Origin of the sequence: Streptomyces sp. NPDC005706 (assembly GCF_040631045.1) — a bacterium.
GTDB lineage: Bacteria > Actinomycetota > Actinomycetes > Streptomycetales > Streptomycetaceae > Streptomyces.
The window spans coordinates 124,535-140,955 of sequence record NZ_JBEXYS010000008.1 but is presented as its reverse complement, the minus strand read 5'-3'; the positions used below and the strand labels follow the sequence as shown (position 1 = coordinate 140,955).

Genomic DNA, 16,421 nt, shown 5'->3' with positions numbered 1-16,421 from the left:
GATCAGGGGAGGCGGTAGTCGGTGCCGAGGGCCGCGCCCGCTTCCGGGTGCGTCTCGTCGTAGCCGCGGGCATCGCACTGGAGTCCGCCGACGACGCAGTGGTCGACCAGCGCCTTGAGCGTGCGGTCGTCCCAGGCGTTGAAGAAGTCGTAGTGGAAGCTGTGGCCCAGGCCGCTGGCCAGCCGCACCTTCGACATGTCGCCGTTGACCGGGAACGCCGTCTTGAACTCGATCATCGGCAGCGCCACCGGATGGCCGGCGGGGCAGATGTTGTCGTTGGTGCCGGGCTTCACCACCGGGTAGGCCATGTGGCTCTTGTGGTCGGGAGTGTCCAGGTACCTGCCGTCCCAGCAACTGGGTGCCTGGAAGCGGATGTTGAGCTGGACGTCGGGCCGGGAGGGGCAGCTCGCCGGGAACTCGGTGTTGAAGAAGCTGTCACCGCACTCCCAGCCCTCGACGAAGCCGGGGTGGCGGCGGAACTCGTCGGCGCTCTGCATGGGGCTGCCGACGACGAACCGCAGCCCCTTGGGGAAGGGCCGGACGCTGGTGTAGTCGGTGACGCCGGCCTTGTAGTAGATGACCTGTGGTCCGACCGGCAGGACCGGCTTGTCCCCGTTGTAGAGGGTGGGCATCCAGTAGCCGGAGCGGTCACCGGGGGCCTTGCAGGTGGTGCCGCCCGCGCTCAGGGTCGCGGTGGTACTGCTCGCGTTCGTGGTGGTGTTGCCCATGAACGTGTGGTCGTGGGACTTGCCGGGCTGCTGCGGATGGACGATCGGGTCGTCCGGCCTGGTGTGGCTGACGGAGCAGTTGGCCTGGAACTCGTGGAAGTAGCGGTGCGGGGGGTTCTGCGTCGACGGGGTGCCGCCGGTGACCGGGGGGTTGGCCGGGATGTAGCCGTCCCCGTCGGGGTCCTCGGGCGAGGACGCGGTGGACAGCGCCATGGTGTGGCCGGTGTGCACGACGGCCGCGGACGGCGTGGAGGACGCGGCGACTCCGCCGAGGCCGAGCGGGGTCAGCAGCAGGGCGGAGGTGATGAGCGCGCCCGAGAGGACCTTCGATCTCCGTGACATACGGACTCCTCGGAGGGAGGTGGGGGCTGACGGTCGTACGGATCGGGAGAGCGCTCTCCCACCGCTGGAGTGTTGGGGCGGTGACGAGAGGTGTCAAGGGGATCGACCAAAGGATCCGCGATGCCCGTTCGCTCACTTCTCGAAGGCATGGGTGGGAATGTGACGGTCGCTCAGCGGCCTTGTGGGGAAATCCCGTCGTAACTCTTGACGCATCGTTCACGCCAATGAAGCATCCAACGTCGAGAGAGCGCTCCCATGCCCCGCATCGTTCACTTCCTGAACCAGGAGAGCCGCGCATGCCCCCCTCCTCCCCCACCTCCCCCACCTCCCCTTCTTCGCCGTCCTCGCCGTCCTCGCCGTCCTCGCCGTCCGTGGGCCGCCGTACCGTTCTGGGCGCCGCGGCCGCGGCCGTCCCGGTGCTGGCCGGTGCGGCCGCCCCGGCCGGCGCCGCGACCGGGCGCCGCAGGTCCCCGCGCGCCCTGCCCGGTGGCGGCGACCTCGGCCCGAACGTGCTCGTCTTCGACCCGGCGACGCCCGGCATACAGGCCAAGCTGAACGAGGTCTTCGCGAAGCAGGAGTCGGCCCAGTTCGGCACCGGCCGCTACGCGCTGCTGTTCAAGCCCGGCACGTACAACGGCCTCAACGCCCAGCTCGGCTTCTACACCTCCATCGCGGGCCTGGGTCTGTCCCCCGACGACACGACCATCAACGGTGACGTGACGGTCGACGCGGGCTGGTTCGACGGCAACGCCACGCAGAACTTCTGGCGTTCGGCGGAGAACCTGGCCCTGGTCCCCGTGAACGGCACCAACCGGTGGGCGGTCGCCCAGGCGGCGCCGTTCCGCCGGATGCACGTACGGGGCGGGCTCAACCTCGCGCCGTCCGGCTACGGCTGGGCGAGCGGCGGCTACATCGCGGACAGCCGGATCGACGGCCAGGTCGGGCCCTACTCGCAGCAGCAGTGGTACACCCGCGACAGCGTCATCGGGAGCTGGCTCAACGGCGTGTGGAACTGGTGTTCTCCGGCGTCCAGGGCGCCCCGGCACAGGGCTTCCCGAACCCGGTGTACACCACGCTGGACACCACCCCGGTCTCCCGCGAGAAGCCGTTCCTGTACGTCAGCGGCAGCGAGTTCCGGGTCTTCCTGCCGGAGAAGCGGACGAACGCCCGCGGGGTGACCTGGGGCAACGGCACGCCGAGGGGCACGAGCGTGCCGCTGTCGCGGTTCTACGTCGCCAAGCCGGGCGTCAGCGCGGCCACCCTCAACCAGGCGCTCGCGCAGGGCCTGCACCTGCTGCTGACGCCCGGCGTCTACCACGTGGACCGGCCGATTCAGGTCGACCGACCCAACACCGTGGTCCTGGGCCTCGGTTACGCCACGATCGTGCCCGACAACGGGAGCACGGCCGTGAAGGTCGCCGACGTCGACGGTGTACGGCTCGCCGGGTTCCTCGTCGACGCTGGGCCGGTCAACTCCCGGTCGCTGCTGGAGATCGGTCCGGCGGGTGCCGCCAAGGACCACTCGGCCAACCCGACCACGGTGCAGGACGTCTTCGTGCGCATCGGCGGCGCGGGGGCCGGCAAGGCGACCACCAGCATGGTGATCAACAACCGGCACACCATCGTCGACCACACCTGGGTGTGGCGCGCCGACCACGGCACCGGCGTCGGGTGGGAGACCAACCGCGCCGACTACGGCGTGGTGGTCAACGGCGACGACGTGCTCTGCACGGGGTTGTTCGTGGAGCACTTCAACAAGTACGACGTGCAGTGGAACGGCCAGCGGGGCCGCACGGTCTTCTTCCAGAACGAGAAGGCGTACGACGCCCCGAACCAGGCCGCCGTGCAGAACGGCAGCATCAAGGGCTACGCGGCCTACAAGGTCGGCGACAACGTCACCGCGCACGAGGGCTGGGGCCTGGGCAGCTACTGCTACTACAACGTCGACCCGGGCATCGTGCAGCACCACGGCTTCTCCGCGCCGAACCGGCCCGGCGTGAAGTTCCACGACCTGCTGGTCGTCTCGCTCGGCGGCAACGGGCAGTACGAGCACGTCATCAACGAGACGGGGGCCCCGACCTCGGGCACGTCGACGACACCGTCCACGGTGGTCTCGTACCCCTAGGACCCCGGCGGGCCTCGGCGCGCGGCGGCGGGCTGGGCTACAGGTCGAACTCCACGTGTTCGAGGTCGGTGAACTCCACCTCGAGGCCGTGGGCGCGGCGGCCGCTGTCGCGGAAGTAGACCTCGCCCAGTGCCTCCGCGGCGATCTCCCGCAGCCGGTCCTCGCCGGCCCCCGCCTCCTGCGCCTCGAAGAGGCGGGCGGCGTGCCGCGGGGGCAGGGCCAGGGTGAGGTGGCGCAGCCGGGCGTCGTCCGTCGAGCCGGGGGCGGCCGTGTACCCGAACCGCGCGCGGGTGTCGATGACGATGCCGGTGCTGGTGGCCGCGGTCCGCCTCGCCCTGGCGCGGATCTGGGGCTGCCAGCGCCTGGCGACCTCGCGCTCCATGCGCTGCGCGAGGCCCGGCCTCGGATGCCGGATCTGGTCCTTCACATACCGTTCGACGGTGCGCCGGCTGATGCCGAGCAGTTCGGCGACCCGTCCGGTGCTGCCCCGGTGCTGCCGGACCAGGTAACGCATCCTGGCCCCAGCGGACTTGGGGAGGGGGCGGGTGAACGCGCCGCGCACCGCCTTGTCGAGCCCTTCCCCGACCGTCTCCATCGGTTCCCCTCCCCTACTCTCCGTCGTCGTGGGCGGTTACCTCGCCCGTTTTGATGTAGCGGGCGAGGTTGAGGTTCGCGCCGTACTTCTCGCGTACTTCCTCCGCCCACAGGGTGGTCCGGGTGCCCTCGTGCTTGACCATGCCCGGGGACACCCCGAGCCGGAAGCCGCCGGGCACGGTCTTCCCGTCGGCGTCGTAGGGCAGGACGTCCAGCGGTGAGGGGCCGTCGGCCGCGTACACGGCGCAGTCGGACAGGACCGCCACCGGGTAGCGTCCGGTGGCCGCGGCCAGGGCGAGCATCTTGCGGTGCATGTTGACGCGGGCGCGGGAGATGACGGCGGCGCGGATGTCGGGGCGCCAGGTGGGCCGTGCGAGGGCGGGCCACGCCTGTCCCGGTTTCCAGCCGCCGCCGCGCGCCCGCTCGCGCAGCTTGCCGATGCCGCCCTTCACGGTGGACTTGACGGCGTCCAGGACGATGGCCAGCTCCGGGTCGTGCTCCTTGCAGCCGTCCATCGCGGACAGGAACCGCTCCGGGGGCAGCTTCTCGGTCACGCCCAGGTCCGCCATGGTGGCGACGTAGGCGTCCCGGAGCCGCTTGTACCAGGCGTCCAGGAATCTGCCCTTGTCGTGGCGCACCCAGGCTTCGAGCGGGGCGACTTCGTAGCCGAGTTCCACCGCGTACGCCACGGTCGGCGTGGCGTACCAGGCGGGGCCGGACGGGCGTTCGCCGGACGGTGTGAAGGGGCTGGGCAGCAACTCGCCCTCCAGCCGCCGCCACTGCCTGGCCACCAGGACGTGGGAGAGGTCGACGTGCGAGAGGTCGACCAGCCAGGAGCCGGGCAGCGCGGGGTCGAACTCCGGGTCGGTGACGTGCACGGGGGGCGCCGCGAGTCCGACGACCGCGCCGTTGGCGGCGGCGCCGAAGGCGAGGTTGACGTCGATGCCGACCAGGTGGCGTCGCATGCACTCGTCGTCGGTCAGCTCACGGGCCCAGTCGTACGCCTCCTCGAACAGCATCTCGTCGGGGCCGCGCTGGTGGAATCGGGGCAGCCCGGCGAGCAGCGGATGCCCGTCGGGCGCCTCGCACGGCGCGCAGTCGACGGGGTCCTCGCCGAGCGAGCCGGGCCGGTGCTCCTTGTGCCGCCTGCCGTGCGCGTCGGGTTCACTCGCCCGGGTGGGCGGGTTCAGCGCGGTCATCAGCTCCAGGCCGGTCACGGCGGTGGAGCCGCGCGGTGTCATCACCCGCCGCGCGTAGGTGCCGAGGACCCGGGCCAGTTCCGCCGGTTCGAGCTCGGCGGCGTGGCGCCAGGACCGGGGGTCGAGCGAGCCCCAGGACGGCAGGCAGAGCTGCACGCACTGCCTGCGGCCGCCCTTAGCGGGGCGGTAGATCCGCGCCCAGGGGCCGAAACCCCGTTTGGTGAGCCGCCAGTCGGCGCGGTCGAGCTGCCCGAGCACCTTGTGCCCGTCCGGGAGGCGCCCGGCGAGCCGCTCCTCCTGGGACAGCGTCCCCGGCAACCCGTAGCGCCGGCACGCGGCCTCGGTGAGCACCAGGAGCGGGTCGGCGTCCTTGCCCGAGCCGTGCAGCCGCGCGGCCCCGAGCCGGGCCTCCGCCAGCGTCCATTCGACCAGCGCGGGCAGCGACTTGGCGGGCACGTCGACGACGAGGCCCCCGACCCCGTATCCGGTCACCTGCCGGTCCTCACCGGCATCGATCACGAGCAGCGGCCCGTGCGCGAAGGGATCGGCGCCGGACGCGGAGCGTGCTTCCTTCTTCACCCCGGGACGCGTCGCCGCCCCGCTCCCCGGCACCGGTGGCCGGGGCGCACCCCCGGCCGGCCGGGGCACGCCGGTGGCACGGGACGCGGGGGCCGGGCCGCCGGGCCGGCGGGGCTCGGCGGACTCGGGCGCCGGGGCGGTACGGGGGACGGGAGCGGGAGCGGGAGCGGCGGCGGAATCGGGGCTGACGACGGTGTCGGACTCGGCAGCGGCCTCATGACCAGCGGCGGGTCGAGGCGTTGAGGCAGTTGCCCTCGCCCCGGCGGCGGTGGCGGCGGGCGCAGGCCCACCGGTGTGGCCCGGCGAGGCGTCGGCCCCGCGATCGGCGGCGCCCTCGGGCCCGCCGGCATCCGTGGGCCCGGTCCCGGCAGCACCCCCCGGCCTCCCGGCATCCGCGCGCCCGGTCCCGGCAGCACCCTCCGTCCCCCCGGCATCCGCGGCCCCCGCGGCGCCCGCGAGCCCCCCGGTGTCCGCGGTGTCGGCGGGGTAGAGCTCGGCGAGTTGCCTCAGCAGGCGGGCGTAGGCGTCGCGTTCCGGGGGGCGGGGTTCGGTCCGGCCCGCTTCCCAGCCGCTGACGGTCGCACGCCGTACCCGCAGCGCGGTGGCCACCTCGTCCAGCGTGAGGCCGTGGGCCTGGCGCAGCCTCCTGCGTTCGGCCGGCGGCGGCAGCGGAGCCCGGGACGCGACCAGTGCGTCGATGGCGTCGAACAGCTCGGACATGCGGCACCTCCTACCCCGAACCCTAGCGTCAAGCGCACGTTTCGCGTACGAACCGCGTGCATGGCGCGTTCATCGGGAGGGCCGGCCCGATCCTGGCGTGCGCCAGACGAAGACCTCGGTACCGGGTACACGCGCGGAGAAGCGCCCTTCGCGAGACCGGGACCACAGCAGCCCGCGCAGGTCGGCCTCGAAGGCTCCGAGGCGCTCGCCGAAGAGCCCCGGAGCCGAGGACGACAGGGAGAGGACCCAGGCGACGACGTCGTCCACCTCGCGTTCCAGCGCCTGCCCGCCGGGCACCACATGCCGTTCGGGCCCGAGGAACCCGGCCCGGGCCAGCACCGCCGCCTCACCGCTGGGAGTGCCGCGCGGCAGCACCCCGCGCCCGGCTCGGCGGACCGGGCCCAGGTACTCCTTGACCAGTTCGACGACGGCCGGGTAGGGCACCGCCGGATACGGCAGGCCCTCGACGCCACGCCGTTCGCTCTTCATGTCCGACACGTGCAGCAGGGCCCCGCCTGGCACGAGCATCCGGTGCACGGCGGCCGCCACCGGGTCGCGGTCCATCCAGTGGAAGGACTGGGCGAAGGCCGCGACGGTGAACGTCCCGAGGCCCCCCGGCAGGCCCTCGGCCCGCAGCCGTACCCACCGGACCTTTCCGGCCGCCTCCCCGCCGGCGGCCCGGCGTGCGGCCTCGGCGATCATCCCGGGGTCGGGGTCCACGCCGACCACCTCGGCGAACAGGTGCGACAGGGGCAGCGTCAGCGTGCCGGGCCCGCATCCCACGTCCAGGAGCCGTCCGGTCCCGTCCAGTGCGAGCACCTCGGCCAGCCGCGGCACCAGGGCCGGGGCGTAGGGCAGCCGGCCCCGCTCGTAGTGGACCGCCGTGCCGGCGAACAGGGTCTCGTCCCAGGTCCAGCCCTCGGCCACGACGGCCTCCTCTCCCCCACCGGATCCGTCCGGGGCGATCATGCCACGGCGCGTGTTCCGGTAGGGTTCCCTGAGGCGCCGGCAGTCCGAGTCGCCTCGGCCGCCGGCTACGACACCGGCGTCCAGGCGGACCCTTCCGCGCGCCGGGACGCCGCTCGACGGTAGGTTGATCGCCATGAGTGACAACGTGTACTTCGACATCACGATCAACGACGAGCCGGCCGGCCGGATCGTCTTCAAGCTGTTCGACGACGTGGTCCCCAAGACCGCCAGGAACTTCCGCGAGCTGGCCACCGGCCAGAACGGCTTCGGCTACGCCGGTTCCTCGTTCCACCGCGTCATCCCGCAGTTCATGCTGCAGGGCGGCGACTTCACCCGGGGCAACGGCACCGGTGGCAAGAGCATCTACGGCGAGAAGTTCGAGGACGAGAACTTCGACCTGAAGCACGACCGTCCGTACCTGCTGAGCATGGCGAACGCGGGCCGGAACACCAATGGCTCGCAGTTCTTCGTCACCACGATCGTCACCGACTGGCTCGACGGCAAGCACGTCGTCTTCGGTGAGGTCGTCGAGGGCCAGGACCTGGTGAAGCGCATCGAGTCGCTCGGCAGCCGCAGCGGCACGCCGAGCGCGAAGGTCACGATCGCCGAGAGCGGCACGGTCTAGCGGACGCCGGGACGGACCCGTCCGATGACGCCGCCCCCGCCCGGCCCGCGCCGATGAGCGGCCGCGCCCGGAACCGGGCCCGGCCCGCTCCGCTGCGCTTCGACGGCTGGATCGCGGGGGTCGGGACGTCGTCCGGGACCCGTCTGGTGGTCGGGCACTGGGTCCGCTCGCCCTTCGGCCCGTTCAGCGACGTGATGCTCGAACGGGCCGACGGCCACCGGCTGCTGCTGGCCCCCACCTCGCGGACGGCGCGGTTCATCAGCAGTACCTACACCTTCGACGAGGTGCGGGTCGCGCCCGTACGGGTGCACGACGACGACCGCTGCTGGACGGTCGAGGCCGGACCGCTGCTCCGGCTGCGTTTCACCGTCGGGCGGCGCGGAGCGACCGGGCTGCTGCTGAGGGCCGTACCGGGTGCGCTGGCCGCGTCACCCGCCTGGACGGCGGTGACCGATCCGCTCGCCCACCTGCTGATGGGCGTACGCACGCGCGGGAGCGCCGGCGGGGGCAGACGCGAGTGGTACGGGGCCCGTGATCTGCGCGCCCTGACCTCGGCGACGGCCACGTTCGAGGGCCAGGAGCTGGGCACTCTCGCGCCGGTCGCACCGCCCGTGCGCTTCGGTTTCGGCTCCACTCCCCGCCGGCCCTCCCTCGTACGCGTGACCACCACGGTGCGGGAGACACACGGCTGACGACGCCCGCGGAACCGCCGGGTCCAGGGCTCCCGGCGCCGTCCGCCCGGTGTATTCCCCTCGGCCACGGGGACCCGGCAGCCTGAGCCGAGCGTGCCGCCCACCAGAGGGGACCGAGCGGACCGGCTCCGTTCGTCGGATCATGGCACCAGGGGCTCGACCGGTGCCGCCCGCTCCAGGGGCGACATCACGGCCGTCGGCGACGAGCCCGGGTGCGGCGAGCACGGGAGGGACCCGTGAGGCAGTGGCGGCGCGGCCTCCACCGCGCGTGGCAGTGGCTCGGTGTGCGCGCGCTGTTCCGCCGCGGGCGGGATCTGGAACTGATGCACCGGGCGATGGGGTTCGCCACGCTGTCCCTGGTGACGCTCGCTCCGCTGCTCATCGTGGTCGCCGCCGGCGATCCGCTGGTCCGGGGCGGTTTCGCGTCCTGGCTCACCGACGGCATGGGCCTGTCCGGCCAGTCCGCCGACGCGCTCACCGGCATCATCAGTCCGCCGCGCAAGGTCATCGGCACCACCAGTGTGCTGAGCCTGGTGCTGCTGGCCGTGTTCGGGGTGTCGTTCGCCGGCAGTGTGCAGAACGGCTACGAGCGCGTCTGGGGTCTCGCGGCCGGCCCCTGGCACCGGGTGTGGCGGCAGGCGACCTGGCTCGTGGTGCTGACCGGCTACCTCTACCAGGAGGTGCAGACCCGCCCGGCGCTGCACGGGACGGCGCGGATCGTGGTGTCCGTGCTGAGCGGGGTGCTGTTCTTCTGGTGGGGCCAGCGCTTCCTGCTGGGCGGGCAGGTCAACTGGCGCCGCCTGCTGCCGGGCGCGATCGCCACCGTCGCGGGCCTGGCCGGGCTGCGCGTCTTCTCGTACCTCGTCTTCACCCCGCTCATCGTCACCAACGCGCTGAACTACGGGGCGGTGGGGACGGTGCTGGTGGTCGAGTCCTGGCTGATCGGGGTGGGCTTCGTCGTGTACGGGGGCGCCCTGTTCGGCCGCTGGTTCTGCGAGCACCACTGGATGCCGTCCCACGAGGAGTGAGGCTCGCGCTCAGGAGGCGCGGGCGGGCGCGGTGAGCAGGGCCGGCCAGTCCTGGGCGGCGGCCCAGTCGGCGAAGGTGTGCCAGCCGACCTCGGGATGGGCGCGGCGCAGGGCGGCGACATCGACGTCGAGGCCGGTGGTGCCGAAGTACCCGAACATCGCCGCGAGGTCGTGCGAATGGGTGCGGACCTGGGCCAGGGGCACCTCGTGGTGCCCGACCGGGAGGCCGGTGACGGCGGTCAGGACCGCGGCGATCCCGGCGGCGGTGAGTTCGTCGGAGGCGATGTCGATCCGGCGGCCGCTGAACTCCGCGCGGCGTGTCAGCGCCAGGGCCGCGAAGGCGCCGATGTCCTCGGCGGGGATGAGCGTCAGGGGGCGGTCGGCCGCCATGGGCCAGGCGAAGGTGTTCTCGCGCAGGCCCTCCAGAGTCCAGCCGGAGGCGAAGTTGTCCATGAAGGCCGCCGGGGCGACGACCGTCCAGGGAACGCCCGTCGTCCTCAGGGCGCGCTCGATCTCGGCCTTGCTGTCGTAGTGCGGTATGCCCGTGCGGCGGTCGGCGTGCGCCGCCGAGGTGAACACGATGTGCCCGAGACGGGCGTCCGCCGCCGCGTACAGCAGGGTCCTGCCCTGGCGCACCTCGGTCGTGGTGTCCGTGCCGAACGGGGTCGTCACCGCGAAGAGGGAGTCGGCGCCGGCGAGGGCCGCGTCCAGGGAGGGGCGGTCGTCGAAGTCGGCGCGGCGGACGTCGGCACCGAGCCGGCGCAGGGCTTCGGCCGCCGGTGCGGCCGGGTCCCGGGTGAGGGCGCGGACATGGTGTCCGGCCGTGAGCAGCGCGCGGGCGGTGGCACCGCCCTGGGCGCCGGTCGCACCGGTGACAGCGATGGTGAGCATGGCGGGGCTCCTCGGGAAAGGCAGTCGGGTTTCAGGGCGGGGCGCGGGGCAGCGCATGCCGAACACTGCGCGGCACACTGGTTGCGCCACGCAGAAACATACCTTGGTTCTCCTGCGTCGCGCAGGTAATAAATCGCGGCGACCGAACTCCGCTCCGAGGTGCGGACGCTCAGGGCTCGCGGTGTTCGTGTGCCGCCTGCTCCAGTGCCTCCGCCTCGGCCTCGGCGATGCGGGTCTCGGCCTCCACGTCGACGGAGCGCGTCAGCCACCAGTACAGGAGCGCGGAGACCGGCAGCCCGATGAACAGCGAGATGTCGGCGCCGCCGAGCGCTGCGGCGGCGGGACCGACGAACAGTTTCCCGACGGAGAAGAACGGGACCATGACGGCGAAGCCGACCAGGTAGGCGATGATGCCGTGCCAGCCCCAACGGCCGTAGATGCCGCGCGGGTTGAAGATCTCGGCGATGGCGTAGTGGCCGCGGCGCACGACGTAGTAGTCCATGAGGTTCACCGCGGTCCACGGGATGAACAGGTAGAGCACCAGCAGCAGGAAGTCGTTGAAGTTCTCGAGGAAGTGGGCGGTCGCGGCGAGCGCGCCGACCAGCGAGAGCACCGCGGTCAGCCCGATGGTCACCAGCCGTACGCCCAGGGTGGGCCGCACCCGCCGGATGGAGTCCAGGCCGCTGATGAGGGTCAGTGAACCGCCGTACATGTTCAGCGCGGTGACGGAGATCAGGCCCAGGGAGGCGAAGAGCAGCACGATCGCGCCGAACCCGTCGAACACCATGTCGCCGGCGGCGTTGATGGACCGGATCGTCTCGAAGTCCTTGCCGGCCCAGGCGGCCAGCAGTGTGCCGAGCACCATCAGCCAGATGCCGCCGAGCGCGGAGCCGAAGTAGGTCCAGTAGAAGGTCTTGCGGACCGTCACGTCCGGCGGCAGGTAGCGGGAGTAGTCCGAGACGTAGATGGCCCAGCTGATCTGGTAGCCGGCGACCACGCCGAACTGGGCGAGGAACGGGGTCCACCGGAAGCCGCCGAGGTCGAAGGAGCCCGCCGGGTAGTGCAGGGAGACCAGGACACCGACGGTGAAGACGCCGAAGACGACGAGGAAGGTGTAGGTCAGGAAGCGTTCGGCCTTGTGGATGATGTCGTAGCCCACCAGCGCCACGACCAGCGCGACCGCGGTGACCACGGCCACCCACAGCTTGACGCCTCCGTGCAGCGTGGTGTGCAGGGCCTCGGCGGCGAGGATGCTGTTGAAGACGTTGAATCCCGCGTACTGCACATAGGCGAAGAGCCACACCAGGAGGGCGCCGACGTAGCCGAACTGGGGCCGCGACTGGATCATCTGCGGCAGGCCGAGCTGGGGGCCCTGGGCCGAGTGGAAGGCCATGAAGAAGGTGCCGATGACGGTGCCGGCGACGATGGCCAGCAGCGACCAGATCAGGTTGCCGCCCTCGGTGATGCTGATCAGCCCCACCGCCAGGGTGGCGATCGTCGCGTTGGACATGAACCACAGCGGGCCCAGGTGCCAGAGCCGGCCGTGCCGCTCGTCCAGGGGCACGTAGTCGATGGACCGGACCTCCAGCCCGGACACCCTGGACTCGCCTGATGTGCTCATGACGCCTCCCGGACCGGTCACGCCTCCCTGGTCTCATTCTGCGCCCACCAGAACCTGTTGCTCTGCTCACATATCGCCCTGAAGGGGCCTTTTCGTGGCAGCGGTCACTTCACGGAGCGGGCGTTCTGGCTACGTTCGCAAGTCCGTGTTCCTGTTCCCCGCACCGCCGAGGCCTGCCACCATGCCGTTCCGAACCTCCCCCTTCCCGCGTCCGGGCAAGCGCGCGGCCGCCTGCGGCGCGCTCGCGGCCGCCGCGGCGACGCTGCTGACGTCCGCCGCCTCGGCGGCCCCCGCTGCCGGGCGGGCCGCCGCCGGCCCGGCGGACTTCCCCGCGTCGGTCGGGGCGCACGGCAAGGCACGGGTGAGCGCCGCGGTCCTCGATCTGGACCGTCCGGGCCACGCGCCCGCCGTGTTCGGCGAGGGCACCCCCTACGACACGGCCAGCATCGTCAAGGTCGACATCCTCGCCGCGCTGCTGCTCAAGGCACAGGACTCGGGGCGTGCGCTGACCACCGAGGAGCGCGCGCAGACCAAGAAGATGATCGAGCACAGCGACAACGCGGCGGCGAACGCCCTGTGGCGCCGCATCGGCCTCGCCCCTGGTCTCAAGGCGGCGAACAAGCGGCTGGGGCTGACCGAGACCGAGGGCGGCCCCGGCGGCAAGTGGGGGCTGACCCGGACCACGTCCGCCGACCAGATACGGCTGCTGCGCGCGGTGTTCGACACCGGGCAAGCCACGAAGAAGAGCTCCCGGCCGGCGCTCGACGCGGCGCCCCGCGCCTACATCCGCTCGCTGATGAGCCATGTCGCCGACGACCAGTCCTGGGGCGTCTCGGCGGCCGGCCGCTCCGGATGGGCCCTGAAGAACGGCTGGCTGCAGCGCGACACCACCGACCTGTGGGACGTCAACAGCGTCGGCCGGATCACGGCCGGCGGGCACCACTACCTCGTCGCGGTCCTGTCCGACGGCAACAAGACGATGAAGGACGGCGTCTCGCTGGTGGAACGGGCGGCCCGGACCGCCGTGTCCACCACGACGGCCCGCGCTTCCTAGGACACGGCCCGGTACACGGCGCGGTCCCGGTGCCCGGTGCCCGAGGGTGGCGCGCCGCCCGTAGGGCGCCGTGGGTGCGGTGGCACCGGCCGCCGTACTCGGCGGCTCAGGACTTCGCCAAGTCCTCGGCCTGCCCGTCGAGGGGGATGCCGAGCCGCCCCGCCACCCTGGTCAGGGCCGCTCCCAGGGGGAGCGCGACGCGGGTGCGGGCGTGGCGGTCGCCCCGGGTGACGTCCCGGTTGATGATCAGCACCGGCTTCCCGGACTGGGCCGCCTGACGGACGAACCGGAGGCCGGACATCACCGTCAGGGAGGAGCCGAGGACCAGCAGCGAGGCGGCCTCGCGGACCAGGGTGCGGCAGTGCTCGACCCGCTCCGGCGCAACGGCCTCGCCGAAGAACACGACGTCCGGCTTGAGGATGCCGCCGCAGACCGTGCAGGGCAGGACGCGGAAGTCGCCGACCTGGTCGTCGGTCAGGTCGGCGTCTCCGTCCGGGTTGATGCCGGCGGCAACCGGATCGAAGCCCGGGTTGGCCTCCTCCAGGCGCCGGGCGAGTTCGCGACGCGGGCCGAAGGTGCCGCAGGTGAGGCAGACGACCCGGTCGAGGCTGCCGTGGAGTTCCACGACGTTCCCGGTGCCGGCGGCCTGGTGCAGGCGGTCGACGTTCTGGGTGATCACGCCCGCGAGCAGACCGTGCCGTTCGAAGGCGGCCACGGCCCGGTGCCCGGCGTTGGGCCGCGCGCGGCCGAAGGTGCGCCAGCCGAGGTGGCTGCGCGCCCAGTAACGGCGCCTGGCCTGGGCGTCGCCGGTGAACTCCTGGTAGGTCATCGGGGTGTGCCGGCTCAGGCTGCCGCCCTCGCCCCGGTAGTCGGGGATGCCCGATTCCGTGGAGATGCCGGCCCCGCTGAGCACCAGCACTCCGCCGGTGCTCAGCGCGTCGGCGACCGGTTCCAGGTCCGTGGTGCCCGGCGGCAGGTCCTCCGCGGGGGTCCAGCTCAGGGTGGGGCGCATGCGCATGCCGCCAGGGTACGGAACCGGCCGCCGCGGCCCGCTCCCGCGTCGGCCGCCGGGGTCCTCGGCCGTGCCGCGGGGAAACGGACGGCGCGGCGGGGACGGTCAGACCGGCTTGACGGACGCCACCGCGGTCGCCGTGACCTTGTTGTCGCACTCGGCGAACACACCGTCGTCCAGCGCGACCTGGTGCGCTCCCGCACCGGGCAGGCCGACCACCAGCGTCGGGAAGGCGGCGGGCTTCGCACCGGAGGCGCAGTAGCCGTCGCCCTCGCCCTGCACCTGTACGAAGGTCAGCTTCACCCACGCCTTGCCGCCCGGTGCTAGCCGCACGCTCGACGCGGTGCCCTGCGGGGTGACCGACAGCGGGGTGTTGTGCTCGGGCGAGCCGTTGCCCGCCCCGGCCACCGAGGGGTGGCCCCGCAGCACACAGGCCCCGCCGGAGGCGTTGGTGAACTCCACGACCGCCGCACCGGTGCCCGTGCCGTCCGGGCGGTCGGCGGCCTGGTAGGCCCTGGTCTTAAGGGCCGTCGCCGGGCACGGCGGCGCGGGCTTCGCCGAGGTGCGGGACACCGGCGAGGCGGTAGCCGCGGTGGCGGCCGGCGTGCCGCCCCCGGCGGGCCGGGAGGCCGCGGGCGGCGGGCTCGTGGGCGTCGAGGCGGTTCCGGCGGACGCGGTGGGGGAGGCGGCGGACGTCGCCGGTGTCCGGGACGCCCCGGCGGCCGGCTCGTCGCCGCCGGACTGGCATGCCGTCAGTGACAGGGCGGCCGCGATGACGGCGGCGGCGGATGTGGTGACCCGGACGGTGCTGCGGTACGGCATGGGATCCCCCGATGGTTCGAAGTGCTCAGGTCGACCGGCTCGGCGCCGGTGCTCACTCACCCAGACAGAGCGGCCTGAGCAGGGGTTCCGCGCCGCTCCACCTGTGACACGGCGGTGACGGTAACGGGGTCGGACCGGCACGGAACCCGGCCCGGGGAGCCGCCCGGCACCGGGTGCGCGGACCGGCCGCGCCCGGGAGGGCCGGGCCATGGCCGGCCGGCGCGGGAGGTGCCCGCCGGGAATCCCGGCGAGGATGGACTTCTGGGCGAACCGCTGGGAGGCGGGTATGACGGTGAACCGTGTCGGCCTGGTCGTGCACGGCGGACGGGCGGAGGCCGTGGCCGCCGCGCGCGCCGCGCGAGGGTGGTGCGCCGAGCACACCGTGACCTGTGCCGACATCGACGTGTGGCAGGAGGGCGGGCGGCACAGTGCCCGGGAGGAGATGGACTCGGCCGGCGATCCGGACCTGATCGTCACCCTGGGCGGCGACGGGACGTTCCTGCGCGGTGCCCGGCTGGCGGCCGCGAACGACGCCATGGTGCTGGGCGTCGACCTCGGGCGGGTGGGCTTCCTGACGGAGGTTCCCGCCCCGGCGGTGCGCGCCGCGCTGGACGCCGTACGGGAGGAGCGGATCACGGTCGAGAACCGGATGCTGCTCACCCTGCGGGCCTCGTGCCGGCTGGAGGTGCCGGAGCACATGGAGGCGCTGGTGCGCTACGGCCGCGGTCCCATGCTGCCGCCGCCCCGGGTGCGCGCGGAGTGCGAGATCGGTGACGACTGGGGCGTCGCCCTGAACGTCGTCGCGCTGAACGACGTGGTGCTGGAGAAGCTGACCCGGGACCGGCAGGTGTCGGTGGGCGTCTATCTCGCAGGCCGGCTGCTCGCCGCCTATTCCGCCGACGCTCTGCTGGTGGCCACGCCCACGGGCTCGACGGCGTACAGCTTCGCCGCGGGTGGTCCGGTGGTCTCGCCCCGCGCGGAGGGCCTGATCTTCACCCCGGTCGCCCCGCACATGGCGTTCAACCGCTCGGTCGTGGCCGCCCCGGACGAGCCCGTCGCGCTGCGCGTGCTGGAACGGTCCGGGCCTGCCGCCGTCAGCATCGACGGCCAGGTGCGCGGGGTGCTGAACCCCGGGGACTGGATCGGTGTGTACGCCGCGCCCCGCCGGCTCAAGGCGGTCCGGCTGGGCCCGATGGACTTCTACGGCCGGCTGCGCGAGCGCATGAACCTCACCGACGCTCCCGCCGCGCTCGCCGACGGCGATGCCGCTCCCCTGTGGCCGGTGACGACACCGCCGCCGGGCGACCTCGCGCACCTCGCGCTGCCCACCGCCCCGCACCGGACGCCACCTGTGTCCTGAGTCCTGACCGGACGCGCGACAGTTTCCCCCTCTCTCCGTGCAACCATTCGCCATATCCGC

The 16,421-nt window shown here is 72.9% G+C and carries 13 protein-coding genes and 1 pseudogene; 6 read left to right on the top strand and 8 right to left on the bottom strand.

The genetic code is table 11. The features are described 5' to 3' along the window. Window positions 1-2: 2 nt before the first annotated feature. A complete protein-coding gene (locus ABZ478_RS16975; protein WP_359549865.1) occupies window positions 3-1,070 on the bottom strand; it encodes a DUF1996 domain-containing protein in 1,068 nt (355 codons plus the stop codon). Between the two features lie 296 nt (window positions 1,071-1,366). On the opposite strand from ABZ478_RS16975, the pseudogene ABZ478_RS16970 reads away from it, so the two are divergent. Further along, a pseudogene (locus ABZ478_RS16970) lies at window positions 1,367-3,195 on the top strand (coagulation factor 5/8 type domain-containing protein). A gap of 37 nt (window positions 3,196-3,232) precedes the next feature. Here ABZ478_RS16970 and ABZ478_RS16965 read toward each other — a convergent pair. The 3 genes from ABZ478_RS16965 to ABZ478_RS16955 all read right to left on the bottom strand — a co-directional run bounded on the left by ABZ478_RS16965 (window position 3,233) and on the right by ABZ478_RS16955 (window position 7,256). Continuing rightward, a complete protein-coding gene (locus ABZ478_RS16965) occupies window positions 3,233-3,790 on the bottom strand; it encodes an XRE family transcriptional regulator (protein WP_359549863.1) in 558 nt (185 codons plus the stop codon). Between the two features lie 13 nt (window positions 3,791-3,803). Then, window positions 3,804-6,287, bottom strand: a complete 2,484-nt coding sequence (locus ABZ478_RS16960; protein ID WP_359549860.1) for a helix-turn-helix domain-containing protein — start codon at window positions 6,285-6,287, stop codon at window positions 3,804-3,806. A gap of 69 nt (window positions 6,288-6,356) precedes the next feature. Then, a complete protein-coding gene (locus ABZ478_RS16955) occupies window positions 6,357-7,256 on the bottom strand; it encodes a class I SAM-dependent methyltransferase (RefSeq protein ID WP_359549858.1) in 900 nt (299 codons plus the stop codon). A 133-nt stretch (window positions 7,257-7,389) separates the two neighbouring features. On the opposite strand from ABZ478_RS16955, the gene ABZ478_RS16950 reads away from it, so the two are divergent. The 3 genes from ABZ478_RS16950 to ABZ478_RS16940 all read left to right on the top strand — a co-directional run bounded on the left by ABZ478_RS16950 (window position 7,390) and on the right by ABZ478_RS16940 (window position 9,601). After that, a complete protein-coding gene (locus tag ABZ478_RS16950; RefSeq protein ID WP_359549856.1) occupies window positions 7,390-7,881 on the top strand; it encodes a peptidylprolyl isomerase in 492 nt (163 codons plus the stop codon). A gap of 53 nt (window positions 7,882-7,934) precedes the next feature. Continuing rightward, window positions 7,935-8,573 (top strand): hypothetical protein, encoded by a 639-nt coding sequence (locus tag ABZ478_RS16945; protein ID WP_359549854.1) that lies wholly within the window; start codon window positions 7,935-7,937, stop codon window positions 8,571-8,573. A 236-nt stretch (window positions 8,574-8,809) separates the two neighbouring features. Next, window positions 8,810-9,601 carry a ribonuclease BN gene (locus ABZ478_RS16940; protein ID WP_359549852.1) on the top strand — a complete coding sequence of 264 codons (792 nt, stop codon included), beginning with the start codon at window positions 8,810-8,812 and terminating at the stop codon, window positions 9,599-9,601. A 9-nt stretch (window positions 9,602-9,610) separates the two neighbouring features. Here the strand turns inward: ABZ478_RS16940 and ABZ478_RS16935 are convergent, their stop codons facing one another. Together ABZ478_RS16935 and ABZ478_RS16930 are read right to left on the bottom strand one after the other, a co-directional pair. After that, on the bottom strand, window positions 9,611-10,492 hold the full coding sequence (locus tag ABZ478_RS16935; RefSeq protein ID WP_359549849.1) for an NmrA/HSCARG family protein: 882 nt from the start codon (window positions 10,490-10,492) through the stop codon (window positions 9,611-9,613). Window positions 10,493-10,661: 169 nt separating this feature from the next. Next, window positions 10,662-12,113 (bottom strand): cytosine permease, encoded by a 1,452-nt coding sequence (locus ABZ478_RS16930; protein WP_359549848.1) that lies wholly within the window; start codon window positions 12,111-12,113, stop codon window positions 10,662-10,664. Window positions 12,114-12,294: 181 nt separating this feature from the next. Between ABZ478_RS16930 and ABZ478_RS16925 the strand changes: the two genes are divergently transcribed. Continuing rightward, window positions 12,295-13,167 (top strand): serine hydrolase, encoded by an 873-nt coding sequence (locus ABZ478_RS16925; RefSeq protein ID WP_359549846.1) that lies wholly within the window; start codon window positions 12,295-12,297, stop codon window positions 13,165-13,167. 106 nt (window positions 13,168-13,273) lie between these two features. On the opposite strand, the gene ABZ478_RS16920 is transcribed toward ABZ478_RS16925, so the two are convergent. Together ABZ478_RS16920 and ABZ478_RS16915 are read right to left on the bottom strand one after the other, a co-directional pair. Further along, the gene (locus tag ABZ478_RS16920) at window positions 13,274-14,185 is read right to left on the bottom strand and encodes an NAD-dependent protein deacetylase (RefSeq protein WP_359549843.1); all 912 of its coding nucleotides are present in this window, start codon (window positions 14,183-14,185) and stop codon (window positions 13,274-13,276) included. 99 nt (window positions 14,186-14,284) lie between these two features. After that, a complete protein-coding gene (locus tag ABZ478_RS16915) occupies window positions 14,285-15,001 on the bottom strand; it encodes a DUF4232 domain-containing protein (protein WP_359549841.1) in 717 nt (238 codons plus the stop codon). A gap of 286 nt (window positions 15,002-15,287) precedes the next feature. On the opposite strand from ABZ478_RS16915, the gene ABZ478_RS16910 reads away from it, so the two are divergent. Further along, window positions 15,288-16,361, top strand: coding sequence for an NAD(+)/NADH kinase (locus tag ABZ478_RS16910; RefSeq protein ID WP_359549839.1), 1,074 nt, complete (start codon window positions 15,288-15,290; stop codon window positions 16,359-16,361). Window positions 16,362-16,421: the final 60 nt, after the last annotated feature.

Bases quoted from the DNA above. Each gene is read 5' to 3' on its own strand.
- ABZ478_RS16975 (WP_359549865.1), bottom strand. From the start codon at position 1,070: ATGTCACGGAGATCGAAGGTCCTCTCGGGCGCGCTCATCACCTCCGCC.
- ABZ478_RS16965 (WP_359549863.1), bottom strand. From the start codon at position 3,790: ATGGAGACGGTCGGGGAAGGGCTCGACAAGGCGGTGCGCGGCGCGTTC.
- ABZ478_RS16960 (WP_359549860.1), bottom strand. From the start codon at position 6,287: ATGTCCGAGCTGTTCGACGCCATCGACGCACTGGTCGCGTCCCGGGCT.
- ABZ478_RS16955 (WP_359549858.1), bottom strand. From the start codon at position 7,256: ATGATCGCCCCGGACGGATCCGGTGGGGGAGAGGAGGCCGTCGTGGCC.
- ABZ478_RS16950 (WP_359549856.1), top strand. From the start codon at position 7,390: ATGAGTGACAACGTGTACTTCGACATCACGATCAACGACGAGCCGGCC.
- ABZ478_RS16945 (WP_359549854.1), top strand. From the start codon at position 7,935: ATGAGCGGCCGCGCCCGGAACCGGGCCCGGCCCGCTCCGCTGCGCTTC.
- ABZ478_RS16935 (WP_359549849.1), bottom strand. From the start codon at position 10,492: ATGCTCACCATCGCTGTCACCGGTGCGACCGGCGCCCAGGGCGGTGCC.
- ABZ478_RS16930 (WP_359549848.1), bottom strand. From the start codon at position 12,113: ATGAGCACATCAGGCGAGTCCAGGGTGTCCGGGCTGGAGGTCCGGTCC.
- ABZ478_RS16925 (WP_359549846.1), top strand. From the start codon at position 12,295: ATGCCGTTCCGAACCTCCCCCTTCCCGCGTCCGGGCAAGCGCGCGGCC.
- ABZ478_RS16920 (WP_359549843.1), bottom strand. From the start codon at position 14,185: ATGCGCATGCGCCCCACCCTGAGCTGGACCCCCGCGGAGGACCTGCCG.
- ABZ478_RS16915 (WP_359549841.1), bottom strand. From the start codon at position 15,001: ATGCCGTACCGCAGCACCGTCCGGGTCACCACATCCGCCGCCGCCGTC.
- ABZ478_RS16910 (WP_359549839.1), top strand. From the start codon at position 15,288: ATGACGGTGAACCGTGTCGGCCTGGTCGTGCACGGCGGACGGGCGGAG.